Here is a 25,977-nt window from a genome sequence, read left to right on the forward strand (position 1 = left end):
TGCCGGATAAACACCGAGGAGAAAAAGGTGAATCGCGAAGACTTGAACGCTTCGGCAAGGAAAGAGGGTTTTAAGAGTCGTGCGGGTAATTCCGATATAGTATTCCGATGCGGCTAACTCCTTTGGCTGACGATTGAATCGCGCCGATAGGCCGGTTTCCGGTATCGGTCAGCGGTGGGGAGACGCGTTTTCCCAGATGCCTTGCCGCACGGATGAGCACGGCACGTCACCGGCCGAGAATCCATGCTTGCCGGTGCTGAATGGAGGGACGGCCACTCGTGCGACTGAAGACGAAATTGCGACGGATGCTCACCGGCGCGACGCTGCTGGGTGTTTTGACGCTGTCCTGGCACGGCGAAGTCAAGGCTGCGGAACCACTATCGCCGAGTTCCTATTCGCGGCCATGGCTTTCGCCGCGCGACAGTGGTGTCGCTCGGCCGCAGCCTTGGTACGTGCTCCCTGCGCCTGCCAATCCCGTTTTCCGAGGAGCGCCCCGATTCCGGTGGGGCGACCTCGGAGTCGAACGCTCCGTCCCTCAATGGAGCAGTCGAAGCGACTATTACGGTCGCTGGAAGCAGTGGCAAGGCTTTTGACGACGGGTCTGCGGGAACGCAATCGAAGGCCTGCCGCTTGCCGGCCGTCTCCAGCCGCCGATCGAGCCGCCGCCGCCACGCGATGCGCCGCCCGAGCTACTTTCGCTCTTCACGAACCGGCAGCCTCGGAACGCGGCCGTCCCTCGGTCGCCCCGAACCGGCTCAGGTATTCTCGGGTTGCTTGGCGACCTTCACCGCGCCGCCGCTTCGGGCATAAAGCAACCAGTAGACGGTCGGAATCACCACCAGCGTGAAGAGCGTGGAGGCGAAAATTCCGAAAATGATGGCCCAGGCCAATCCCGAGAAAATCGGGTCCAGGGTAATCACCCAGTTTCCCAGCAAGGTCGTCGCGGAGGTCAGCAAGATCGGCCGCAATCGCACGGCCACGCTCCGCACAATGGCCTCGCGGAGGTCCAATCCGTCGGCCAAACCATGGTGGATGAAGTCGATCAGCACCACGGAGTTCCGCACCACGATGCCGGCCAGGCCGATCATCCCGATCATCGCCGTGGCGGTGAAAAAGACCGGGTTGGCGAACCCGTCGATCGGGCGGTTGACGATCCAGTTTAACAACAGGAAGCCCGGCATGATCCCGATCATCGTGAGTGGAATGGCCAGCATGATGATCAAGGGCAGGGCGCGGGACTGGGTTTCGAACATGAGCAGGATGAAGATCACGACGAGGGCGGCGCCGAACGCGATACCGAGATCGCGAAAGACGTCGAGCGTGATCTTCCATTCGCCTTCGCCGTTCCAGACCACCTGGAATCCGTCGGGCACCGACCAGCGATCACCGCCGCCCGGCCGAAACCACGTTCGCGACTCGATCGGCCGAATCTTCGCGGGCGCAGCAGCCTGGTCTGCGGCGATTTCCGCGGGCGAGACGCGATCCATCTCCATGTCGATGATGGCGTCGGCGGGGGGGCGACCGGCGACTTCGCCGAAGACGTAGGCCACCCGTCGCAAGTTCTTGCGATAGATCGTCTTGTCCTCGTGGATGGGCGTTCCGTCCGGGTGCGTGGTCGTGAAATTGCCGAGCGCGCCGAGCTGAACCATGCGGCCCGTCCGACCTTGGATGTACAGCGACCTAAGGTCGTCCTCCGATGATCGCTCCGATCGCCGCAATCGCAGCACGACTTGCAAGGGATTCACCTCGGAGGGGATTTGCAGCTCGGTAGCGGGATAGCCGGACAACGCCAATTGCAGCAATTGGGCGATTTCTTGTTTCGCCACCCCGGATAGCGCGGCCTTCGGCTGATCCGTGACGAAGACCAGTTTGGGTTGATCGGCCTCCGCGCTGACGTCCACGTCCACGACTCCCGGTTCCCGCAACATCCGGGCTTCGACCTGCTTGGAGGCTGCGATCAGTTCGTCATACGTCGCGTCCGGCGGGCCGTACACTTCAGCCGTGATGGTCGAGATGACGGGCGGTCCCGGCGGCACTTCCACCAATTTGATGTTGGCGCCCGTCGCTTGCGCGATGGCCGCGATGTCGTTGCGAATGCGCAGGATCAACTCGTGCGATTGCTGCGCGCGATGATCCTTGTGCAAAAGATTGACGCGGATGTCGGCGACGTTGCTTCCCTGCCGCAGAAAGTAGTGCCGCACCAACCCATTGAAGTCCATGGGAGAGGACAGGCCGGTGTAGATTTGGTAGTCGCGGACCTCGCGGAGCGACGCCAGGTATTCGCCGATCCGCCGCGCCACGGCGTCGGTCGTTTCCAGCGTGGTGCCCTCCGGCATGTCGATCACGACCTGGAATTCGTTCTTGTTGTCGTAGGGGAGCATTTTGAGCGGCACGACCCGCCACCCCGGCAAGAGCAGCGATCCCGCGAAGAGCAGGGCCGTCAGTCCCACCACGGCCCAGGCCGCCGCGCGATAGCGGAGGATCGGGCTGAACAGGGCGCGGCTGAAACGATAGACCGGCCGTTGGGTGACATCGAATCCGCACTCATCGTGCGAGGACAGCGTTGCTCCTCGCAGGGCGTACATGGCCATCCAGGGAGTTATTACCAGCGAAACAAGCAAGGACGCCAACAGAGTGACCGGCACGTTGAGCGCCATCGGCGCCATATAGGGGCCCATCATCCCGGTAATGAAGGCCATGGGTGCGAAACTGGCCACGATCGCCAAGGTGGACATCACCAAGGCGGGCCGCACCTCTTGCACGGCGCGAAGCACCGACTCCCGAGGCGGCAAAACCTTCATCGAGAAGTACCGGGCGATGTTTTCCACGTCGGTGATCGGATCATCCACGAGAAGCCCCAAGGCCAGAATCAGCGCGAACAGCGTGACGCGATTGATCGTGTAACCGAACATGTAATTGACGAAGAGGGTCATGCTGTAGCAGATGGGCACGGCCAACGCGATGACCACCGCCGCCCGCCATCCGATCGTCAACCAGATCAGACCGATTACGGTCAAAACGGCCACGACCAGGGCCTCGACCAACTCGTTCACCTTTTCGTCGGCGGTTTCGCCGTAGTCGCGGGTGATGCGGTAATAGACGCCGGTCGGAAGAATCTGGCCGGCCAGCTCTTCCATCCGTTTCTCGATCGCTTGGGCCACCCAAACTGCGTTGCTACCCTTTTGCTTGGCCACGGCGATCGTCACGGCCGGATGCACGGACGTCGGGGGCGACGCTTCGCGGGCCTTCAGTTGCTCCGCCGTGACATGATCGCGGGGGGCCGTGCTTTCCAAAGCCGCCGGACCGAAGCCGATCCAGGTGTACGAGGTCGCCTCGGCCGGACCGTCCGTGACGTCGGCCACGTCCTTCAAATAGACGGGACGCCCGCCCGCTACGTTGACGACCAGGTTCTCCAGCTCCAGGGCGTCGCGGACGAAAGTGCCGGCGTCGACCACAAACTCGGTGTTCTGTTGCTCGAATCGTCCCGCCGGGACATTGACGTTTCCCGCCCGCAACGCCTGCGCCACCTGCAAGGCGGACGTGTTTCGCGCCGCCAATCGAATGGGATCGATTTCGACCCGAATCTGTCGCGGCCGGCCGCCCACCACCGTCACACGGTTGGTTTGCGGCACCGCCTTCAACTCGTTTTGGGTCTGCTCGGCCAAGCGGCGCAGCTCGTAGTCGCTGATGTCCTCGCGCTGCGACCATAGCGTCAACGTAACGATGGGCACGTCATCGATCTCGACGGGCTTGATGACCCAGGCATCGACGCCTGCCGGCGTCTCGTCGATGTAGGCCGAAACCTTGGTATGCAGCTTGACCAGCGAGTCCTCGCGGTTCTGACCCACGTAGAAGCGGACCGTGATGACGGCTTGGCCCGGGCGCGACATGGAATACACGTATTCCACGCCGTCGATCTGATAGACGATCCGCTCCAAACGGCTGGTGATCTGCTGCTCGATCTGTTCGGCCGAAAGTCCCGGCGCCGAGACGAAGACGTCGGCCATCGGCACCACGATCTGCGGTTCTTCCTCGCGCGGCGTGATGGCCAGTGCGCCAAGCCCCAAAAGGAGCGATACCACGGTCAGCATGATCGCGGAGTCGCCGCGGAGAAAAACATCCACGACTCGCGTCAGAAAGGGAACTTTTTGCGTCGTATCCGTCACGGCTGGATCTCTCCTTGCTGCAAGTCGGCATGCCCGGGGATCGCTCGACGCTCGTCCCGGGTTTTCTCGGGGGCCGAAAACGTTCCCGCGAAGCCCTTACCCGCTGGAAGCACTTGATGCGGCAAAACAGGCTTTCCCATCCGCCTCAACCGGCGGCCGTGATCTTTTGGATTCGCGAAATGGATCACGGTTGAGGCTCGGCCGTGCCCGCCGACGAAGTCTCCGGAGCAGTAGGACCGGAGGCCGGCATGATATCGCACGCGGCGCCGACCGCACCCTTGGGCACGGCCACCTTTTCTCCGCCGCGAACGCCGCTGAGCACCTCCGTGTGGCCCGGCCGTCCCAAGCGTCCGGTTTGAATCAAGCGGCGTTCCTTCGTCCCGTCTTCGCGGACGACTTCCACGAATTCCAGTTGCCCGACGCGGCGTATGGCCGCCACGGGGATGCACAGGTGGTCCCGCACGGCCGCCTCCAGCTTGACTCGTCCGAACATGCCTTCGACCAAGCCGGGTGTCTCCGGCAAAGCGATCTTGACCAAGACGGTGCGGCTCGCGGAATCGGCCTGCGGGACCTTTTCGTCGACCGTCCCGTCGATTTCGCGGTCCAAGGCGTCGATGTACACGCGGACGCGGTCGCCGATGGCAAGCTGCGTCGCCAGATTTTCCATGATGGGAACCTCGAGCCGAAGCGAACTCGGATCGTACAGCGTCAGCAGGGGCACGCCCGGCGAAACCGTGTCTCCCTCCTCCGCGAGCCGATCGACGATCTTGCCCTTCCGCGCGGCCGTGATGGTGCAATAGGATAAATTGACCTCGATTTCCGCCACGGCCTGGTGTGCCTTCTCCACGTTGGCCTTGGCTTGCTCCAAACGCGTCTTGAATTCTTGGAACTGCTGCTCGCTCAAAGCGCCGGGGTTTTGCTGCCGCAAACGAACCGCCCGGTCGTAGTCGTCCTGGGCTTGCTTCAGCGCCGCCTCCGCCGCAGCCAAGGACGCCTGAGCTTGATTCAACTGGCGCTCCACGGCCGCCCGATCCAGTTCAATCAAAACGTCGCCGGGCGATACCTCGCTGCCGGCTCGCACGTGGATCTTGCGGATGGTGGACATGATGCGGCTCGAGATCGTCGTCCGCTCCGCCGCCCGGACCGTGCCCACGGCCTCCTCCACTACCGGCTTGCGAATGATGTCCACCGGCTCAACGGCCTCGCTACCGGGATCGAATTTGGCGACCGACAGTTCGGTCCGACCCGGCGGAACGGTTTCGTTGAAGAAGCCGGACAGCCAAAGCACCACGCCCACCAAGACGACGATTCCCACGAGGAAAGGCACGACCTTCTTCACGAAAACTACCACGCCCGCTATCTTCATGACGCCGCTCCTATTGCTCGAAAAGACGTTAAACGATTATCTCGTTAGAGAATCGGATGGGGTCCGGGGTTACAGACCGGCTGCACAGGGTTGCAACTTTTCGGCCCACGACGGCGGAGTTTTCGGCAAGGCGAATCGGGCCGCGCGTGATTGTATCGCCTTGAAACACAACTGAAAAGATAAAGTATTCACGATTTCGATTTTCGGGTTCTCGGTCGGGTGATTACCACGCGGAAGAAACCGGGACCATGAAGGGAGGAACGTCGCCCGCGGTACCACCGGCGCGCGAAGCAGCCGACGCAACAAAAACGACCGAGCCGAAGGGGCCCGGTCGTGCACGCTGACTCGTCAGCGGCTGGAGGTATCTTCCTTAGGGCGAAGAATCCCGCGCCTCAATCGGTTGCTATAAGACGACTTTCAGGAGCCGCGGCGAGCACCTCGTCCGGGAGCGGTACCCGGAGCGCCGGGATAACCGGGTGGAGGACCGGAGGCGCCCGGATAACCGGCTGGCGGTTGCGAGGTTCGTGAGCCGGTGCCTCGGGCACTACCGGTTGTTCTGCCAGGGTTACGGCCTCTAGGGGCGGAGCCGGACATATACGCCTCGTATTCACTGCCGTACTCGCTGCCGTACTCCGATCCGGTCGTGGGATAGCCGTACATCCCGCCGTACGGAGTCTGCGGCTCCGTGAATCGCTTGTACTCCGTCTCGTCGGCGATCTCATCTCGGACAAAAAGATTGCCTTCGGGATCGACGAGAACGACGGAGGCCGGGAAGGCATCCTTGGTGGGCAGCGTCTCTCCGCCGGAAATGTCGAGGATCATCATGCGGGAGAAGAAGTCCAGTTCCGGCTCAGGCTTGGCCGCGGCGGGACCGCCCATGCCGTAGCCCATCTCTCCGCCGTAAGGACTCTCCCCGCCGTAAGGACTCTCAGGGCCGTAACCCGGCGGGCCGTAGGCCGAACCGGTGACGGTTCCCGGCGTCGATCCCATTTCCGCGGAACCGGTGGATCCCCTTGTGCCACGCCGCCTCTGGCCGGGCATGGCTCCTTGATAACCCTCCTCGCCGTACATGTATTCCGCCGGATACGGACTTGCCGTCGCCGGCGTCTCCTTCTTCGGCGGCGTCAACTTCTTAACCTCTTCGGCGGTGAAATCCACCACGGTGCCGCGGATCATATCGGCGAATTCTTGGAACTTCTTTCGGCCGCTACCCGGTTGAAAGACCGTCACGCCCAAGGTGATCTTGGGATCGGATGTGGGGATGCGGCCGGGCTTGGCAGGCCCCGCCAAAACGCTGACGTCGGCCGGCACGCGAACCGTGTTACTGGCTTCGCTCCATTGGGTAATGAGGAAGGGTTCCTGAGCGTAGGATTCATCTTGGAGGTATTGCGGCGGCACCCGGTAGTTAGGATTGGTCAGATACAGTCGTACCCGATAACGATATTTCTTGCCCGGCTCCACCTGGTAATCGACAAACCGGAAGAGTTTGAGCGGGGCCTCTTTCATCGCCGCCCGCAGCGGGATCGCCCCGCTAGGGGCACCGTAGCCGTACGGCGTAGAGCCTTCCTCCCCCATGTAACCCTCGCCCATGTAGCCCGCAGGCGGACCGTACGGCGACGCAGCCCCGTAGGGCGAAGCGCCGTAGCCCGGCATCATGCCGGGAGCTCCGGGACGTACTTGGCTCGGGTCGATGGGTGCGTCGGGAATCTCCGGAGCGGGAGGCTGCGCCGCGGGACCGGGTTGCTCGGCCGCTCCCGCCGCCCCCGGTTGTAGCGGCAACATGGTCGGCATGACGCTGCCGGACCCCATCGGCCCGACCGACCCCGACATCTCGCTGCCGTACATGCCGTAGCCGCCGTACATTCCGCCCATGCCGGTGCGCGGTCGTTCGACGAAAGGAATTTCGGGGTCATGCGCGACCTCCGGCCCCCAGGTATCGCCGGCGGCAAGCTGAGCCAGCGGCCAGGTCAGAGGGACCTGGCCCGGCGGCATCACATATTCCGGGCTGACGTAGTTGAAACCGTCGCGTTGGATTCGGGAGGCCTCCGCCCAACGCACGCGCGCATTGATCGCTTCCCACTTGAGGGAATCCGGCGATTGATCCTCGTCGGTGATTTCGGCACGTTCGATGTTGTAATACACGTATTGAGGGCGTTCACCCAGTGCGGTCGCGGCCGTGCCGTAGGCCGTCCCGCTTGTGCCGTAACCCGGGTACCCCGACGCGCCCGGGTAGCCGCCCATTTCGCTCCCATATTCGCTACCATAGGCGGATTCCGGGCCGCCATATCCGGTAGGCATGGCGGTGCCGTAACCCATCGCGGAGGAGGCTCCACCGGCCATGCCGGGGACCCGAACGGCGTTTTGAAACACGTCGCGGAAGGCTTGAATCTGCTTTTCCCATTCAATGAGGCCGGTTACCACGACCCAGCGTCGGCCGTGGGTCACGCCCCCTGAGTAACCGCCGTAGCCGGCCATTCCGTAGGCGGATGCTTCGCTGCCGTATTCCGATCCGTAAGCACTCTCTCCGGTCATGACGGGCATGGGCGGGGCGCCCATCGGCCCCGCCGCAATACCATATCCCGTTGAACCCATGGCTCCGGGATAACCGGCGGCTCCCGCCGTCGTACGCAGGGTGCTGGGATCAGCCCCCGCCACCGCCCCGTGGCCGGCGCTCGCTTTCAGGCCCGTCACCGGAAACACCTCCGGTTGCCCACGCTTTTCCAATTGCGCAAACAAAGGCGGATCGAAGGGGGCCGCCAATTGGTATCCGGTGGAAGAGACGGCTTCCTTGATCCGTTTCGCCACTTCAGAGTAACCCGGCACTTCGCGAGTCGGAATCGGTTCCGTTCTCTGGAAGTTCTGCTCCGCCTGCGAGGCCAAGGTGGTAAGTTGCTCGGGCGTCAGGTCCACAGCCTTGGTGCCGGTGAGCGACATCCCGACGAGACCGAGCGCGGCCAGGACCGCTAAGGCCAACACGATCTTTTCCCAGTTTTCCGCCAGAAGTGCCTGCGCGCCTTTGCCTTTGGTTGCGGCCATGACTCGTTCCTCGCTTTCGACTCGGTTCAACGGCTGGTGCCGATCCCCTTCACTTTCGGAGTACCTTCCGGCGTCACCGGTTTAGCACGAAAGCCCCCAACGTTCTCGCGGTCCTGTGCGGCTCCGCATGGGTCCCGTTGTTCCCATTCCCTGATTTGCAGGCTCGGTGGATGATTGCCTTTTTTCTTTTCCGCGCTCTAAATGAATTTCGCTCGGGTAATCCTGACCAACGGCGGCGTCTCCACGATCAAGGCTGGTTGCTCGCCGGCGCGCCGGGCGCGGTACCGGCGGGCGGAACCGCCGGCGCCCCCGTTGCCGGTGCAGGAGCCGCCGGCGACGTCCCGGGAGCCGCCGTTGCGGGTTCCGTGGGGGGCGCGGTCGCAGGGGCTTCCGCAGGCGGAGCCGTCGGCGGAACAGCCGGCCCCGGCGCGGCCGTTTCCGGCGCCGTGCTCGTAGGTTGAGCCGCGGGGGGCTGAACCGCGTCGGCGGCTTCTCCCGTCGGCTGCTCGCCCGGGGTCTCCGCCGCGGCGGTTTCGGGCGGCGCCAGGGATTGACCCGACACCAATTCGCGTCCGCCTTCCTTGCCCAACATGCTGAAGTCCGGCGGATTAAAGATGTAAATCACGCCCTCGATCAGCACGGGAACGTCGTTGCTTCCGGTCTGGCCTTGGGTCATGCCCGGGCCTGCGGCCGAAGATCCGCCGGACCCGTACGCAGCGGCACCGTATCCGGCGCCGGAGGATTCCGGGCTGTAGCCTTCGCCCGTGCCGTAAGACCCGCCTTCACTGCCGTAGTCGGATCCCATGGTACTCATCGGCGACATGCCGCCCATCATGCCGCCGGTTTGTGTGCCTTGACCCGGGCGAATGAGCACGCGAACGATCTTGATCGGCATATCGGAGTTGGCGCAGTTGACGAGCAACTTGTCGAGCTTCCGCTGATCGACGGTCAGCCGCATGCGGACGGGCATCATTTTGAATTCGGCGAACGGTTGAGTAGCGCTAGGCGGCAAGGGATTGCCGGTCGCATCGACGTACCGGCCGAACTGGCTTCGCCCGCCCCCCATCATTCCCCCGTAGCCGGCCCCATATTCCGCCCCGTATTCGCTTTCGCTCTCACCCATGACGCCTCCGGGGTAGGAGCCGCCCGACCCCATGGGCGAGCCGGAGCCCATCGGCGACCCGGAACCCATTGGTGAGCCGGAGCCCATCGTCCCCACGGCGTAACCGCGCCGTGCTCCGCCGAAGCCGCGTGCGGCGTCCGGTCCGATTTCCAAGGCGTCGATGCGTTTGACGACGGCGTTATGTTGCCCCGACGCGCCCTCATTGGTCTTGCGGATAACGCGTAGCAACGCTTCGTAAACCCACAAGTCCTCTTGAGCGTTCCAGATCTCATCGGAAGTCGGTACGCGGATCCAATTAAAGCGGGACTTGAGCTGGGCGATGCTCTGCGGGTTCCAATCCACGGTACCGACCATCTCGACTTGCTGGGAAGCACCGGGAGCCCCGCCGTAGGTGCCGCCGATTCCGGTACTCAGCGCGCCCGCCCCGGGGTATCCGCCGTAGGCTTCGCTGCCGTACTCCGAACCGCCGCCCATCCCAGGATAGCCCATCATACCTTGGGTGCCGCTCCGCAAGCTGCCCAACTGCCGCAAGTCGGCATCCTTGGGCCGGCGCAGGTCCACGATTTCGAACAAGGTGGGAAAGTGCTGTTCGATGAAGTTCAAGTAGATTTCGCGAAATCTATCGGGGATGGGATCGCCGGGCTTGCGGTTCGGCGCTTCGACCCAGGTCAAAAACTCTTGCCCCAGCGCGGCCGGCCATTTGTTCTTCTCTTTTTGAGCCGCGTACATGGCGACCCAGGCCTGATAAACATCGTTGCGCAGCTCGTCGATCTTGCTTCGCGTGGCATCCACGACCTGCGGATTCGGTGCGCCGACCTTGATCTGGCTCAACTGCGAACGCAGTCCCTCCAGTTCCGTCCTGCGGGCTTCGATGTTCTTGCTAACGGAGGCCTGCGCTACGAACCAGGCGGAAAGGCCGACCACGACGGCCAGACCGCACACGACCCAAAAGAGATGCTTGTAGACACCGGCGAGGATCTGTTTGAGTTGATCCATGAGTAATTCCTCAACAGCAGGGCGACTGCCTTTCGAGGCAACCGGATATTTCGGATTCGGGGAAAGCTCCTAGTGCAAAAAACTCAAGGTTGCGGCTGAACGGGCGCGCCGTTCGCGGGCGGCGCGGCGTTTCCACCATCTGCCGCCGGAGCAGCGGGGGCCGCCGGGGGCGGCACCGGGGCGTCCGGTAAGTCAGCGGGATCGACCGGAACGCCGGCGTCCGGGGGAACGGGCATGGGCTGCGGTCCCGCGCCCGGCACTGCCGGAGGTACCCCGGCCGGACTGGGTGCCGGTGCCGCGGGTTGACCGCCCGGGATTCCCGCCGGGGGGATCGCCGCGGGCACCGTGCCTGCCGGTCCGGGAGTCGCGCCGGGAATCGCGGCACCCGGTGCCGCAGGACCGGGGACGCTGCCGGGCACCGGGGTAGCGGGAACTGCCGGCGCACTCGGTGCGGCCGCAGGGCCGCCCGGCTCGACGTTCGTTGGACCGCCGGTCGCCTGAGCGGCCGCTTCCGCGGCCTGTTGTTGTGCCTCTTCCCGTGCTTGCTTCCGCTCCGATTCCGTCTTGGGTTGCCAGACGAACTCGATCACGAAATCAAATCGCTTCAGTTCGATTACCCCCGGAATCGCCATGGTTGCGGAAGAACCCGGCGCGCCCGTCCCCAAGGCTCCGGTTGCTCCGCCCGGGATCAGGCTGCCGGTGGGAATGCCGGTCGGTCCCAGGGTGCCGGCGCCCGGCGCCAGGGTGGAAGGCCGCACGTTCGGGTCGGTCACGCGCACGGTCCGAATCCGGCCCGGGTTGATCAGGCATGGAAAACCGATGCCGAGTTCCTTGGGGGACAACCATTCGCCGTTGACGAAGAACGGGCCGGTCTCGAGATTCTTGATGAGGGTGTTGCGAACGTACTCGGCACCTTGATTGGTCTGTGCCGTGTCGCTGTTGTGGTAATGATAGCCGGTCAAGCGGATGACGTATCCGGCACCCGTCGGCCCGGGTACGGACGGCGGGGGCGCAGCCGGAGCAGCGGCCCCGTACGGCGACGTGCCGGGATACATCGAATCGCCCTCGCCGTAGGGCGAGGACGTTCCGTAAGGCGACGAGCCCGCTGCTCCCATCGGCGACGCTGCCGGGGCGACCGTCGCAGGCGCGGCGGGCTGGGCAGCCGCGGATCCGGCCTGGCCTTCAGCTCCCTCCGCGCCTTCGGGGACCTTGTACCAACCGCCCGTTCGTTGCCACCACATCGACAGATCATCCAAATAGTTGGCGTCCAAGCTCGTGATGTGGATTTGCTCGCGGGCCTCCAGCACTTTGGCCTGTTCCTTGGGATCTTGAGTCGCGGCGGCTTCCGTCTCCGCGGCGATCTGAGCGGCCGCGGCTTGTGCCTGCAAACGGTATTGCGGCAGGGCCTGATTGATGGCGGTCAGAAGTTCCAGCCACAGCAACCGGCCCTCCACGTTTCCCGTCAAGTTTTGACCGATGGCCTTGATCCGGTCGAACTCGCTTTCCACCGACGACAAATCTTGTTGGTGACGCTTGGCCGTATCGACGACCTGTTTGGCGCGCTGCTCGGCCGAGCCGAACCGATTGGGCGACACGCTGCTCAGCGCCAGGGATGAGGCCGCGAAGCTCACCGTGCAACCCAACAAGAGCGTGGCCGCGGCCGCCAAGGCCCACGGCTTCTTGGCGCGGATGAAGCGGTCCTTGACCACTTCGTCGGGCAACATGTTGATCTTCATGTATGCCCGATCGATGCCTTGCAACGCCAGGCCGTAGACCACCCCGAAACACGAGAGGTTTTCCCGGAAACCGGTCGCATCGACGACCTCATTGCCGACCAGGTGCGGGAAGGCTTCGACCCGCTCGATGGGAAATCCCAGACCTTTTTCGATATAGCCTCGCAGGCCCGGCAACTTCATCGGGTTCCCCAGGGCGATGCCGCGGGCGATCTCCGCCGAACGCTCGATGCTGCCGTAGTAGCTGATGGAGCGTTGCAGCTCCGACAGCAGTTCCGAGAAGACCGGCCGCATGGCCTGGAAAACGGCCTTGGAGTCGGGGTGCGACGTGGGATTCTTCTTGAGGTGCTCCGCCTTCGAGAACGTCAGCTTCAACTCTTTGCTTAGCGCCTTCGTGAAGTGATTTCCGCCGAGCGGGATGTTGCGTTGCCATACGCGGTAGCCGTTGGTGATCACCAGGTCCGAGCTGTCCGTTCCCATCGAGAAGACGCAAATCGACGGCGGCGGATTGTCCGGATCGTAGTCGTCCGGCGAGGGCAGATCGTCCATCGCGTCGAAGCGGGCATAATTGAACAGGGCCAAGGGGCTGAGCTGGATGACGTCGACCTCGATACCGAGCTTGCGGAACGGCTCCAAGGCGGCATCGATCTGATCGCGCTTGAGCGCGAACAACCCAATCGTGGAACCCAGCGCGAAGCTGCTTTCCTCGCTTCCCACGTCCATCCGCTGGTACCGCCAGACCACGCTGTCCAGATCGTAGGGAATCTGCTGCTTGGCTTCGAATCGGACGACGTCCACCAATTTGCTCAGCTCGACCGGCGGCAGCTTGATAAAGCGTGCCAGCCCCGTCGCCCCGGAAACGGAGATCGCGACCTTGTGGCCGCGGACCTCATTGCGGGACAGGAACTGCTTCAACGCCGTCTCGATCAAACTGGGGGGATCGGCCGCCGGCTGCGTCAACAGCATCGGATATTCGATGTAATCAAACGCGTCGGCCTGGACGATGTTGGGGGTCTCGGTCGGCCGAAGACGCAGGGCCTTCAGCGACGCATTGCCGATATCGATTCCCCACGCGGATTCCTGTCTTGCCATAATCTGCTACCTCAGCCCTTCGACGGCGCAGCACGGATGGAATTGCCTTAGCCGGATCGGCCCTGTTTGGCTGTGGGCCTTGTAATAGATTTCCCCGATCGTGATTTCCAGCGTCCCGGCCGAGACGGTGCGTCGCGGACCGAACCGGAGACCGTGCGAGCAGTTCGTGTTACGGAACGGTTCCCCGACACCTGTCTTCCGCCGTACGTGGAACCTTGTGTGAAGTGCAAACCGGACCGAAAATGTCTACCAAAATGTGATGAGAATACGGTTACCCCACACCCTAATTTATCCCCGATTACCCCGGGGTGTCAACTTTCAAATCGTCCAAAGGTGGGGAGCCTGTGCGGCGGCTCCGCGGCGAGTGCGTGAACGGCGGATCGAGGGATATGCGACCGTCCCGAAGTCCGCACTGCGGGGGTATCTTGCAGGGGCTCCGGCCGACCAAGGTCCGCCAAGCCGAAACGCCGCGTTCGCGATACGCGAAACCGTGCGCAGGCCGGCGCGAAAAAGGCTCAGCGGCCGGTCACTCGCCGGAAACCAGGTCTCCCGGATTGGACGGCCGGTAGATAAACGAATCCCAGTAAGCCCGATCCACGGCGTAGGGGTCGATGGCAGCATTCGGTGCGAGATCGACCGGCAGAAATCCAAACCGCTGCATCTCTCGGATATAGTGCGGGTTGGGCCGGAAGCCGGGCATGTCGAACCGCTTTCCCTCCTGAAGCCGCCGGTGGGCGTCCTCGATCGCGGCCAGTGTTTTTTGGTATACCGCGTCTTCCTTATCTTGGAAGACCGCCTTGCCGCATAACTCCAGTCCACCGGCCGCGCGGGCCAGCGGCGCGCGGAGGATATAGGATTGCTCGGGCCGATCGAGATTCATGAGCGGTTCCGTAGCACCGGGCCAGCCGCCGTTCATCACAATGCGTCGTTGCGGGCCTTCCGGCGTCGGCACCTCCTGCGAATGGCACGACCCGCATCGCCCCCCGATTTCACCCCAAGGCAAATTCACGGGATAGAAGCCGCACCCCAACGCGGCATAGGTGCCGGGATAGCAGGCGCTGGTTTCGATCCACAGCCGAATCGTCTTGACTTCCAGCGGGGAAGGCTTGGCGCCGTAGTGGCTGCCGTCTACAAGCTGCATCAACCGGCTGGCGGCGCTGCCGTAGCTATACGGAGGGCGATTCCCTCGCGGCTCGTTCCGCCCGTCCGAGACCAGACCTCGCACCGTCATCGTCCAATAGCTGATCGAGTACCGCGCCGTGTGATCGCCCGTCAAATCGATCTTTCCCTCGCGTTTGTCGGGGTTATGGCAGGCGACGCAGTGGCGGTCTAGGATCGGCTGGATGTCGCGAGGATAATCCAGCACGGAAGGCACGTCGGTGATGGGTTGCACTTGCGACGGGCGGCGGCGCAAGGCCATCACGTCCGTCACAGGGTGCGGGGCATGGTGACGCGGTTCGTGGCAGCCCACGCAACTGGTCTTTTCCCCCGGCTGCATCGTCACGAAGCTGTGCATGCGCTTCACGGCGATATCGTTCTCGTCGAGCGCCACGAAGAAAAGGGATTGCAGGGCGGGCACATCGAAGTTGGCCGAGCCGTCCGGTTCCACCGGCACCTCTCCCACGATTTCCGCCAGGGTGAATGAGCCGCCGATCGTCAAAGGCTCCATCCCGCCCGAAAAATTCACCGGCTTGGGAAGCTGTTTCAAAATCAGCAGTTTCTTGACCGATCCGCGCGGTACGCCTTCCATGTTGCGACCGCGGTAAATGTCCTCCAGCACCAGCGTGCCGGTCGGCTTGGAGAGATCCACCCGCGGCGGAATGATGCGCTCCCGCGGTCGAGCCGTCAGCGGTCGCGGTTCGTGACACTGCAATCGCCCCCGCTCTTCCTCCGGCAACTGGTAGATCAATTCGCTCCGCCCTTGCGAGTCCAGAACGTGCAGCCCCTTCGGGCTTGCGACGAAGAAGCAATCCTCATTGACGGCGTAAGGATCCTTGAAATCGCCGCTTTTGCTGATAATTCGGACCGCTGCTTGATGATCCGGACCGAGGCTGGGATCGACCACGGCCACGGGTCCCAGGTGCTCCGGCCGACCGTGACCCGGCGACCAGGAGACGACCACTTTGTTGGACTCGGGAATCGGCTTGGCGTCCAGCATCGCCACGCCGCCGTACATGTTGCCGAAGAAAACCGTCTGGAACGTCCCGTCCGGGTTCGCCGTCCAGAGATGGTGAAAGTGGACCTGGCTGCGGTCCACATACTCCCAGCGCATGTAAAGAATCCGGCCGTCGGGCAACATCCAGGGCGTGTTGTCGTGGTCATTGTTGCTGGAGATCGGCCGGATGTTGCCGCCGTCGGCGTCGCAGCGGTAGAGCACCGCGACCCGGGTATACCAACAGTTCACGAAACGCCGGCAGCGCGATGAGCAGAAGATGATGCTGCCGTCCGGGCAGTAGGTCGGCTCGATGTCGTCGTCGGGGCCGTCCGTCAATTGCCTTAGACCGGTGCCGTCGACGTTGATTTCGTACAAGTGGAACGGATGCTCGCCGCCCTTGCGATACGAGAACAGGATTTTCCTTCCGTCGTAATGGATCTGCGGATCACGGATTCCGCCGCGAGGATCCTCCAAGATCACCCGGATGTTCCCCGTCCGGAGGTTCAGGGCGCACAAACGCGCGCCCTCGCCGTATCCCCAATACACCCCATCCTCGAACTTGAATCCGAGGTTCTTTGGGTAATCCGAGTGGTCGGCGTAGTTGGCAAAGGTGACGTACCAGTGGTCGCGGCCGGGTACCCGGACGGCGAAGACGATCTCTTCGATGTTCGCCAGCGGACCGGACAACATCTCGCTCAGCAGGGGGCCGGGCTTCCATGAGGATGCCGCCGTGTCATCGGCCCGGATCCGCTCGCTCCAGCCCCAAAACGCGATCCCTATCGTCAGAAGCGCGAGGAACGCACGAGTGCACGATTTCCAGTCACGGCGCTGCGGGAGAGAAAACCGAGCGCGCGACGAATGCGTCGGATGGGCATGATACGACATGGAGGGCCTCCCGGAGCTCGGCGGTCTTGGTCCATCCCGGTTCGTGGAATGAATCCCAGCACTTTCTTGGAAGGGCGACAATCCCTTTCGCTCCCTCAGTCTGAATCCGGCGACGGCGGATGTCAACATGAATCGCCGCACTCGGAGCCGGCGGCCCGGATGCAGGAGCTTGCAAGGGCAAGGCTTACTCCTCCGCCGCGCAACCTTCGTCGAGCCGCTACCGGAGGGGCCCGCTCCGTCGCCTCCGCAGCGCAAAGCGCGGCTCCGCGCACGGCCGCGATGGCCGGGTTGCTATTTGCGTCGCTCGCCCCAGAGGGTCAAGACGACGTGCCGGCCCGACGCACGGCGGCGGTGTTCGCACAAGAAAATGCCTTGCCAGGTACCCAGGGCGGGGCGACCGTCGCACACGGGAACGGTGACGGAGCTGCCGAAGAGCGACGCCTTGCCGTGGGCCGGCATATCGTCCGGACCCTCGATCGTGTGCTGATAGGGAAACGTCTCCGGGGCCAGGCGGTCGAAGAGATTCTCCAAATCGGCGGGGACGTCGGGGTCCGCCGCCTCATTGATGGTCAACGAAGCCGACGTGTGCTGAATAAAGACGTGCAGGATGCCCACCCCGAATTCCGCCATCTCGGGCAAGGCATCGCAAATATGGCGCGTGATCGGATGCAACCCTTTTCGCACGGCGGGAAGTTGAATCCGGCGTTGAACCCATTCCATCTTGGAGTAATTTCCTTTTCCAATCGCATCGTTCGATCGATATAATGTCTTCAGCCGCCGACAAACGGAGGCTCTCGGAGGCCCCGTCGGGCGCCGCGGGCCGCACGAACCGGCCACGGTTTGGGGAACGGCCTTGTAATCGTGGCGGCTCGCACGGGGAAAAGCAAGCGGGGTCGAGAGCGAACTTCCACCGAAGACCGCCTGTCTTCACAAATGGAGGTCGTTCTCCTACGACACGTGGCGGAAACCGACGAGGGACGAGGGAGGACCAGGCGTGCCTTGTACGCACCTGCAACAATTGTACACCCTGTGCGAACAGCACGGGCTGAAGCTGAGCAGCTCGGAAGTAATCCGATTGGTTTGTCCGACTTGCGGATTGGAGGATAACTGTCCGGACAACCTACTGGCGGAATACGACAAGCGGCACGGCGAGCAGCAGGAAAACGGCGTGACGGGCGCGAACTCCCAAGGTGCGGGCGGCGTAAAATGATTTTCACGCCTTGGGGGCGGCGCGGATGGCGAAAGGGGATCCTTTCCGTCACCGTTTTCGGCGGAGCGGGCCGTCGAGGAGCGTGCATCAAAGGCCCCGGCTTGCGACCGGACCAAGGATTCTCGGGATTCGCTGAGAAGACCTATTGACGGATTCCGATTAGTTAGTAAGATGTAAAGTTTCATTCATCCCGCCCCATACAGCGGCGCCTTGAGTCTTCCTACCGAAAGCCTGGGTCGGGGATGAACGTCGGCTAGCAAGTTACGGCAGTCGCTCGACGGCTGCCATCGCGGACGGGTTTTCTGCAAGTTCAGCCGACATAAAGCGAGTCTCCGCTGCGTTTCGGCTTTCGGTCGCCTGTCGCGTGCCTATCCAACCCGCTGTGGGTACGTCATAGGCGCGGCGAGGCATCCCATCGTTAAAAGCACGGACTGCGTACGCCGTGTTGCGTGAAGCGTTGTGAGAATGTTGGTTTGTTGTTTCAGACTCTGTTGAGGAGTAGAAAGCGAGGTGTACCATGCGAAACGTCTTCGATGCCATTACCGAGTTCGGTCACGACGAGGACTTCACTCCGGTGGAAACCGAGGAGTTCCTTCCCACGGATGCGCCGGCGGGTTCTCGGGCGAAGTTGGAGGTCTTGGCGGAGCGAGTTCGAAAAGGCCTGCCGCTCTGGCACCCCTTGGATCGCAGCGATTACAGCGGCTTGACCGGAGCCGTGCCTCCGCAAGAGTGATTCTCTTACTGTGACCGAGCGCCCGCCGGGGACCGCAAGTCGCATCTCCTTCGCTCTCAGGGATTAAGAATCCCTGACCGTGGTTCAAGGAGATCGACCTCCCCGGCGGCAAACGGTTTTCTTCCCACCCTTCGCGTCTCGCATCATTTTGCATCTCTAGGCGAGGGTGTCCCGGCTCTCCGAAAACCGCGGGTCCGCGAACCAGCGCGCAACGGGCCCAGGCGTGGCAAGACCGATTCGGATCGCGGCGGCTGCCGAACCGCTTTTGACAGTAGCGAGGCACGTCGTCGGTGTTGTGCGCGAGACGCTTTCGGCCACAATTGGTCTGACTGGAAAGTGTTTGTGAATAGCTGCGCGCGGACGCCAAGGGCCTGCGAGGTCGCAGGTCCGTTCAACGGTGTCCGCGGCTCGGCCGAGACTGTTTGCGTCCCAATTCACGTCCCAATCGAGGCGATTGCTCCGCGCGGTCCGCTACCTAGCGAGTCCTCATCGCAATCGCGCGGATTCAATTCCTCGCGGACGATGGGGATGGTCTTTGGGGCGTCGATACCCAGCCTCACCTGGTCGCCTGCCACTCGCACGATCGTTATGGTAATGTCGTTACCTAGTCTTATCCGTTGGTTTTCTTTGCGAGAAAGAACCAGCATCGCTGCATACTCCCTGCGTTCAAGCATCTGTAGCCGGTCGGCTGTTGAAAATTCAATGCCACGGTGCGATCGACGCTGAGTCGATCGGCTTCGGTCGTCTCTCTGTTGCTTGCTCCGTTGGCGGATTCGCCCAAGTCGCGTCCTGCCGTCGGATCCGTCGGGTTACCGGCCGAGTCGGCGGCACGGTCCCGAACGGTCCGCCCGACGCCCATCACGGCACGCCGGGCGCGACCCGTTGTCGCTCAGGCAGCTTCGTCACCATCTGCGGGCAGGACGGGGGCTTCCGCCAAGGGAACGGTGAGATATCGTTCGCCGGCTGAATCATAAAAGAGGACTTGCCGACGGTCCGCGTCCCAAATGGCCGTCAAACGCACTTGACGTGGGCCGGATATCCAAAATAGCACCCCTTGGGGCCTACCCCCGCGAAGCAGGATCCGTTCGGCCATGGGGAATTGATCTTCTTGCAGATAGTTCGAATCGCATAACGTCTGTTTCACAAATCCACGGAGATCGCGCAAAGTACCCAATCGCAACGATTGGTATGCCGCCACGGCTTGCCCTCCCAAAAATAGGTTCTCTGAAAATATAAAGAAATTGAGATGTATGCGTAGTTTACGTTCTCTTGCTGTAATAAGAAGTATCGGATAAATAGGCGTGATTATTTGGCGGATATGGTCAATCTGAGCCATCTTCTCGGGGGCTCTATCAGGCCTTTCAGGCCCTGTCCGGCGTTGCAGCAAGAGTCAGCTCGTGATTTGATTGCGTGGTACCCCGGCAGGCCCCCTCGCGCTTTCCTTGGTTTTGCACGAGGACAGGGCCGGCGTAATTTCGCCCGTTTCGACTGCGAGGGTTGCGTTTCTCCTAACCGCTCGCATGAATCCAGCCGCGCCGGAATCTAGCAGGTGGTCCTCCAACCAGCAGCCCGCTTTGCAAGGGCGAGGCGCCGGGCGGCATTGCCAGGTGGATTGCGGTCCGACAAGCGGGTTAGGCCGCGTTTGCGCCGTGCGTGTGCCGCTGGTTCACGCGGGCGACAATTCCGCTTGTGCCGATCGAGCACATGGTCTTGCCGACCGTATTCCTGCGGATAACAGAGAAAAGCAGTTCTTACGGCGGGGTTGCGATCTGCCCGTTTGTGTGGTCTTCCCGAGAGCTGATCGGGCGACTGCGTTTCGTGGGGGCACCGAGTGGTTCGGCAAACGCAGCGAACGGCTCGTACCTGGGGTCGCTCGTTTGAGCGGGGCCCCGCGGCGGTCACCGTGTTGGTGCTTGCCGATCCTTAAACCGGGCCGGCGAGTCCGATAGACCTTTTGCGATGCGCGGCCGGCTGTTCCGCCGTTTCGAGAGGAGGAGAATCTCAAGGCGCCCAAGTCGGGGTGGCCGGATTCGAACCGGCGACCCTCTGCTCCCAAAGCAGATGCGCTAGCCAGGCTGCGCTACACCCCGCGTCGGCATCGCGGCTCCGTCGCTCCATGCAACCCGCTGTCGCTCAATCGCGCACGGTTGAGGATGCTCGGAGTCCGCTCGTGCCCTCGGCCTTTTTCAGGCCAATCGTTATCGTAACGTGCCGGTGTGAGGCGGACAACGCCCGGTCCACTTCCCTGCCGGCTCGGAACGAGGTTGGCCCGACGTTGAACAGACCCTCCGCCGCGGCGGGACTACATCGCGTCGGCGCCGAGGTCCGCTTGGCCGCAAATGTGTTCGCGAATGCGTTCGAACTCCTCGTGGGAGCGGAAGTGGATCACGATCTTTCCGCGTCCGCGTCCGTTGTGCGAGAGGACCACCTTGCTACCCAGGGCGGCGCGAAATTCGCGTTCCAGTGCCTCCAGGTGTTCGTTGGCGGCCGGCCGGACCGGTGCGGCCGTGCCGTCACGGCCGACGACGGACAGCAACGGGCCGGATTGCCGTCGCCGCTCTTGGACGAACGCTTCCACCTTTCGAACGCTCCAACCCTCCGCTTCGGCAAGGCGGCACAGCTCGATCTGCTCCTCTTCCGATTCCAGCCCCAAGATCGCCCGGGCGTGTCCCTGCGTGATGCGATTTTCCCGTAACGCCTGTTGCACCTGCGGCGGCAAGTCCAGTAGGCGGAGGAAGTTGGAGATGGTGGACCGGTCCAAGTCCAGCCGCGAAGCCAGTTCTTCCTGGGAAACATCGTAGGTCTCGATGTAGCGCTGGAAGCATTCCGCCTTTTCCAGGGCGTTCAAATCCTTCCGTTGGAGATTCTCGACGATCGCCAATTCCGCCATTTGGCGGTCTTCGGCCTCGACGACGCGCACCGGGACCTCGGTCCAGCCCGCTCGAATAGCGGCGCGGAGGCGTCGTTCGCCGGCGATCAATTGATAGCCGTTTCCGGCGCGGCGGACCACCAGCGGCTGCAACAAACCGTGTTGTTGCAGGCTGTCGGCGAGTCGCCCGATTTCTTCCTCATCGAAGTCGCGGCGAGGCTGGAACGGGTTCTTTTCGATCTCGAACACCGAAACGCTCCGCAGCTCCGTTCCCGGCCGGCCTCCCTCCTCGACCTGATCCTGCGTCCCGGCCGTTCCTACCCCGACGGCGGCGAGCTCTCGCTCGAAACCGGCTTCCGGCGCACCGACACGGCCCAATAAGGCCTCCAAACCTCGTCCAAGCCGTTTTTCTCTAGTCACGTTCCAAGACCTCCATGCACAGCTCGACATAGGCCCGGGTGCCCCGGGAACGCGGCGCGTAGTCGATGACGGGCTTGCCGTGACTGGGAGCCTCGCCGCAGGCCACATCCCGAGGAATCACCGTGGCGTAAACGATTTCTCCGAAAAAGTCCCGTACTTCCGCCTCCACCTCCCATGTCAGCTCCAGCGACGGATCGTGCATGGTGAGCAGGATGCCGCCGAATTGGAGCCGGCGATCGCGTTCCTCCATGACTTGGCGAATGACCTCAATCATTTGGGCCAGCCCCTCCATGGCGAAGTATTCGCACTGGATGGGCATCAACACCTCCTGGGAGGCCGTCAGGGCGGTCCGCGTCAGTCGTCCGATGGAGGGTGGGCAATCGATCAACACGGCGTCGAAACCCGCCGCACCGCTTTCGAGATGCTCTCGAAGTCGGGCGCCGTAAGTGCCGTCGTCCCGGGCGAGGGCCTCCACGTCGCGAAAACTTCGGCTTCCCGGTAGGAGGAACAGCCCGGCGACTTCGGTTTCGAGTACTCCGTGGTGGAGCGGCGTGCCGCTTACCAACGGATGTCGGCCGACCGGTTTCCTGCCCAAGCCCGAGGTGGCGTTGCACTGCGGATCCAGATCGATCAACAGCGTCTGCATGCCCGACTTGGCCAAACATGCGGCCAAGTTGATGGCGGTCGTGGTCTTGCCCACGCCCCCTTTCTGATTGGCGATGCAGATAACCCTCGCCACGCCCGATCCCTCCTCACCGGCGCTTGCGTGCGGTAATTCCAGCGACTGAACGGCGGTCGATTGTAGCAACGCCCCCAATCCGCGGGAACGTCATTTTGAGCGAAGTCCGTTTGTGCGAGGTCAAGTTGAGCGAGGGCCTTCGGCGGACGGCGTCGCAGCGTAGGATGCCGCACGGCGCTCGTATGCTACGCGCCGACTTGCAACAGAGGTGGGGAGCGCGGACAAGCAAGCGTTAGGAGCAATAAGATTCCGCGGACCGCCAAGGTTTCACGTGAAAAGTCGCCCTCGGAATCCCCTGAATACGAGGCAAGAGAGGGTTCCTGCTTCCAATCCTGGGATGTTCCGGGCGGCAACCCCTGAGCGAATCGCCCTGTTTCACGTGAAACGCCGGGCGGACGGCGGTCTCATTCCAGCGGATTGATGACCAAGCCGGAGCAGAGTTTGGGATAGAAGTACGTGCTTTTGGCAGGCATGCGCTCGCCTTGCATGCTGACGTCGCGAATGTCTTGCACGGTAGCCGGCGCCACCAGCGCGGCAAGCGGGAATTCGCCCGAGCGCAGGCCTTCGACGACTTCCGACACCAAATGCACATACTTGGGCTCGGGAAGCTCTTGGATGCCCAGCAAGCGCTGCAATACCAGGCGATGCAGAATTGCGACGTCCAAACGCCGCCATTCTTGCGTGTGGTCGGCCGCCGCTTGGTCCATCATCTCCCAGCCCTCCGCTCGAATCCGCGCGATGGACCAGGTTTGATCCTTCCGCGTGAATAGCCCGAGCGACCCCTTTGCCGCGGTTTCTTCCAGCATCCGCCAAACGTCCGCGGCCGCCTCCGGACCTTGGGCGACGTTCTCGACGCCGAAGGCCGGGCTCAGGCGCTCGGCCAAATCCTCGGCCGACCAATCCGGCAAGCCGCGGAGCAGCCGATGCGTGGGCAGAACGATCAATCCTGGGTCTTCCATCGCCACGCAGTGCATGAGCACGTAGTGTGCCGGATGATCCGGCCGGAGTAGGCCCATGTCGCGAATCTGTTCCCGGTATTCCAAGGCCGTTTCGTAACGATGGTGACCGTCGGCGATGAAGATGGGTTGCGGGCCGATCAGCTCGGCCAGCCGGGCGACCAACTCCACGTCGGAGATCGGCCACAGGCGGTGCACGACGTCGAGGTGATCGACGGCTTCCAGCGGAGTTTGCCCCGCCACGGCCGCGCTGAGGATGTCTTGCGAACGGTTCTCCGGGTCGGGATACAGGCCGAATACCTGGCTCATATTCGCGCGGCAAACGGTCATCAGCATCAATTGGTCCATTTTCGGACCGCGCAGCGTCTCTTCGTGCGGGAAGATTTGCCCCTCATGGAAGTGCGAGAGCTTGACCCGGCTCATGAACCCGGTGCGCACATAGCGGCGCCCCTCGACTTCGAACTCCTGTTGATAGACGTACACCGCGGGGTCGGCGTCCGGTGCCAAGATGCCCTCCGCCAGCCAACTGCGATAAAAACGCTTCGCCCGAGAATAGCGGTTGTTGGTTTCGTCGTCGCCCGGCTCGATCCGATTGAGGATCAGGCGAATCACGTTGTTCGGGTGGCGGCGGTACAGCGCTTCCTGCAATTCCGGGGAAATGACGTCATAGGGCGGAGCGATCACGTCGCTCAGAGCGCCAACCTTGGCCAGGTTGTAACGAATTCCACGAAAGGCTTGGATTTCCGGCATATTAACGGGATCACAGTAAAGGTTTTCGGTCTGAGCCTCGGTCTCGCAGCCGCCGGACGCAAGGACCACAGCCCCGGCAACGCCCCTCAATTCGCTCCCGTGCGGGCACGGCTCGGATACGGCGAGGTCCGCCGGCGGTAAACGCGTGAACGGCCGATTCCTACGATCAGTAACGGTAATACTCGGGCTTGAAAGGCCCGTCGACCGGAATCCCGAGATACTCGGCTTGTTCCGGTGTCAACCGGGTGAGTTTCGCCCCGATGTGCTCCAAGTGCAATCGGGCGACTTCCTCATCGAGCTTCTTGGGCAGGCAATGGACTCCCAACGGGTACTTTTCCGGCTCGGTCCACAGCGCGATCTGGGCCAGAACCTGGTTGCTGAACGAATTGGACATCACGAACGAGGGATGGCCGGTGGCGCAACCCAGATTGACCAATCGCCCTTCGGCCAGAAGGACGACGGACTTGCCGTTGGGTAGCGTGAAGCGATCGACCAACGGCTTGATGGTGGTGCGTCGCGCGCCGGACTTGTGCATCAACCAGTCCACGTCGATCTCGACGTCGAAGTGACCGATGTTGCAAATGATCGCGTTGTCCGGCATCTGCTGGATGTGTTCCGCGCGAATCACGCGGCAGCACCCCGATGCCGTGACAAAGATATGGGCCTTGGAGCAGACCTCCTCCAGGGTATTGACCTCGAAACCTTCCATCGCCGCTTGCAAGGCGCAGATGGGATCGATTTCGGTGACGATGACCCGGGCGCCGTACGCCCGCATCGACTGCGCGCAGCCCTTACCCACGTCCCCGTAGCCGCACACCACCACGGTCTTGCCGGCGACCATGACGTCGGTCGCCCGTTTGATGCCGTCCGCCAGGGATTCGCGGCACCCGTAAAGGTTGTCGAACTTACTCTTGGTGACCGAATCGTTGACGTTGATGGCGGGCACCTTCAATTCACCCCGCGCGTGCATTTGGTACAGGCGATGCACGCCGGTCGTGGTTTCTTCCGATAGGCCGCGGATACCGGGGAGGAGGTGGGCGTACTTGGGACCGTGAACCATGGCCGTCAAGTCACCGCCGTCGTCCACAATCAGATTGAGCGGCTCACCGTCGGGGAAGATCAGCGTCTGCTCGATGCACCAGTCGTACTCTTCGTCCGTTTCGCCCTTCCAGGCATAGACGGGCACGCCGCGGGCGGCGATGGCGGCGGCCGCGTGGTCCTGCGTGGAAAACTTGTTGCAACTGCTCCACTGGACGTCGGCCCCCAACTCTAGCAGCGTCTCGATGAGCACGGCGGTCTCGACGGTCATGTGCAGACAGCCGGCGATGCGGGCGCCCTTGAGCGGTTTGGAAGCCGAGTACTTGCGGCGAATCGCCATCAGCCCCGGCATCTCTTTTTCCGCCATCTCGATTTCACGGCGTCCCCAATCGGCCAAGCTGATGTCGGCGACTTTGTACGGCAGTTTCTTACCGACCGCGCCACTATTCTGAACCACCTGCGCCATCGCAAGTCTCCTAGGATTTCAAAAGAGAAAAACTCGCATTCGGAGGTATCAACCCCCATTCGTAGGGCCCGATTCCGGGGCAAGCACGCAACAACCTTCGCGAAGAGCACAGCTTCACGGCGAGAAGGGGAAATTCCTGCCCGCACACCCCGTTCGGGCCAGGCTCCGGCAATCAAAGGCTACCCCGCCATCATACGACGTTTGCCCCTCCGCTGACAAGCACCGGAAGTAACGGCCCGGAATG

At 62.7% G+C, this 25,977-nt stretch carries 16 protein-coding genes and 1 tRNA gene; 3 read left to right on the top strand and 14 right to left on the bottom strand.

Annotated features, from left to right (window positions below):
* Positions 1 to 278: 278 nt before the first annotated feature.
* Complete coding sequence (locus tag ACZ5B4_RS16185; protein WP_464912267.1) at positions 279 to 593, top strand: hypothetical protein; 315 nt, start codon at positions 279 to 281, stop codon at positions 591 to 593.
* 162 nt (positions 594 to 755) lie between these two features.
* On the opposite strand, the gene ACZ5B4_RS16190 is transcribed toward ACZ5B4_RS16185, so the two are convergent.
* The 7 genes from ACZ5B4_RS16190 to ACZ5B4_RS16220 all read right to left on the bottom strand — a co-directional run bounded on the left by ACZ5B4_RS16190 (position 756) and on the right by ACZ5B4_RS16220 (position 17,272).
* Positions 756 to 4,166, bottom strand: a complete 3,411-nt coding sequence (locus ACZ5B4_RS16190) for an efflux RND transporter permease subunit (RefSeq protein WP_464912268.1) — start codon at positions 4,164 to 4,166, stop codon at positions 756 to 758.
* Positions 4,167 to 4,350: 184 nt separating this feature from the next.
* Positions 4,351 to 5,532: an efflux RND transporter periplasmic adaptor subunit gene (locus tag ACZ5B4_RS16195; RefSeq protein ID WP_464912269.1), complete on the bottom strand. Its 1,182-nt coding sequence runs from the start codon at positions 5,530 to 5,532 to the stop codon at positions 4,351 to 4,353.
* Positions 5,533 to 5,949: 417 nt separating this feature from the next.
* Complete coding sequence (locus ACZ5B4_RS16200; protein WP_464912270.1) at positions 5,950 to 8,568, bottom strand: hypothetical protein; 2,619 nt, start codon at positions 8,566 to 8,568, stop codon at positions 5,950 to 5,952.
* 247 nt (positions 8,569 to 8,815) lie between these two features.
* Positions 8,816 to 10,687, bottom strand: a complete 1,872-nt coding sequence (locus ACZ5B4_RS16205; RefSeq protein WP_464912271.1) for a hypothetical protein — start codon at positions 10,685 to 10,687, stop codon at positions 8,816 to 8,818.
* Between the two features lie 83 nt (positions 10,688 to 10,770).
* Positions 10,771 to 13,512 carry a type IV pilus assembly protein PilM gene (pilM, locus tag ACZ5B4_RS16210; RefSeq protein ID WP_464912272.1) on the bottom strand — a complete coding sequence of 914 codons (2,742 nt, stop codon included), beginning with the start codon at positions 13,510 to 13,512 and terminating at the stop codon, positions 10,771 to 10,773.
* A gap of 526 nt (positions 13,513 to 14,038) precedes the next feature.
* Positions 14,039 to 16,552 (bottom strand): HzsA-related protein, encoded by a 2,514-nt coding sequence (locus ACZ5B4_RS16215; protein WP_464912273.1) that lies wholly within the window; start codon positions 16,550 to 16,552, stop codon positions 14,039 to 14,041.
* 291 nt (positions 16,553 to 16,843) lie between these two features.
* The gene (locus ACZ5B4_RS16220; protein WP_464912274.1) at positions 16,844 to 17,272 is read right to left on the bottom strand and encodes a secondary thiamine-phosphate synthase enzyme YjbQ; all 429 of its coding nucleotides are present in this window, start codon (positions 17,270 to 17,272) and stop codon (positions 16,844 to 16,846) included.
* A gap of 274 nt (positions 17,273 to 17,546) precedes the next feature.
* On the opposite strand from ACZ5B4_RS16220, the gene ACZ5B4_RS16225 reads away from it, so the two are divergent.
* Both ACZ5B4_RS16225 and ACZ5B4_RS16230 read left to right on the top strand, forming a co-directional pair.
* Positions 17,547 to 17,762, top strand: a complete 216-nt coding sequence (locus tag ACZ5B4_RS16225; RefSeq protein WP_464912275.1) for a hypothetical protein — start codon at positions 17,547 to 17,549, stop codon at positions 17,760 to 17,762.
* 517 nt (positions 17,763 to 18,279) lie between these two features.
* Positions 18,280 to 18,495 (top strand): hypothetical protein, encoded by a 216-nt coding sequence (locus tag ACZ5B4_RS16230; protein ID WP_464912276.1) that lies wholly within the window; start codon positions 18,280 to 18,282, stop codon positions 18,493 to 18,495.
* Between the two features lie 434 nt (positions 18,496 to 18,929).
* Here ACZ5B4_RS16230 and ACZ5B4_RS16235 read toward each other — a convergent pair whose 3' ends face one another.
* From ACZ5B4_RS16235 to ahcY, 7 genes are all read right to left on the bottom strand, one after another.
* Entirely contained in the window at positions 18,930 to 19,142 is a 213-nt protein-coding gene (locus ACZ5B4_RS16235; RefSeq protein WP_464912277.1) for a carbon storage regulator, read from the bottom strand.
* Between the two features lie 242 nt (positions 19,143 to 19,384).
* Positions 19,385 to 19,693, bottom strand: coding sequence for a hypothetical protein (locus ACZ5B4_RS16240; RefSeq protein WP_464912278.1), 309 nt, complete (start codon positions 19,691 to 19,693; stop codon positions 19,385 to 19,387).
* 817 nt (positions 19,694 to 20,510) lie between these two features.
* Positions 20,511 to 20,585 (bottom strand) — tRNA-Pro (locus ACZ5B4_RS16245).
* Between the two features lie 212 nt (positions 20,586 to 20,797).
* On the bottom strand, positions 20,798 to 21,784 hold the full coding sequence (locus ACZ5B4_RS16250) for a ParB/RepB/Spo0J family partition protein (protein ID WP_464912279.1): 987 nt from the start codon (positions 21,782 to 21,784) through the stop codon (positions 20,798 to 20,800).
* Positions 21,777 to 22,523, bottom strand: a complete 747-nt coding sequence (locus tag ACZ5B4_RS16255) for a ParA family protein (RefSeq protein WP_464912280.1) — start codon at positions 22,521 to 22,523, stop codon at positions 21,777 to 21,779. Before ACZ5B4_RS16255 ends, ACZ5B4_RS16250 begins: the two co-directional genes overlap by 8 nt.
* Before the next feature lie 404 nt (positions 22,524 to 22,927).
* Positions 22,928 to 24,298, bottom strand: coding sequence for a DUF1015 domain-containing protein (locus ACZ5B4_RS16260; RefSeq protein ID WP_464912281.1), 1,371 nt, complete (start codon positions 24,296 to 24,298; stop codon positions 22,928 to 22,930).
* Between the two features lie 97 nt (positions 24,299 to 24,395).
* Positions 24,396 to 25,733 (bottom strand): adenosylhomocysteinase, encoded by a 1,338-nt coding sequence (ahcY, locus tag ACZ5B4_RS16265; RefSeq protein ID WP_464912282.1) that lies wholly within the window; start codon positions 25,731 to 25,733, stop codon positions 24,396 to 24,398.
* Positions 25,734 to 25,977 lie beyond the last annotated feature (244 nt).

This window comes from Thermogutta hypogea (assembly GCF_055386265.1).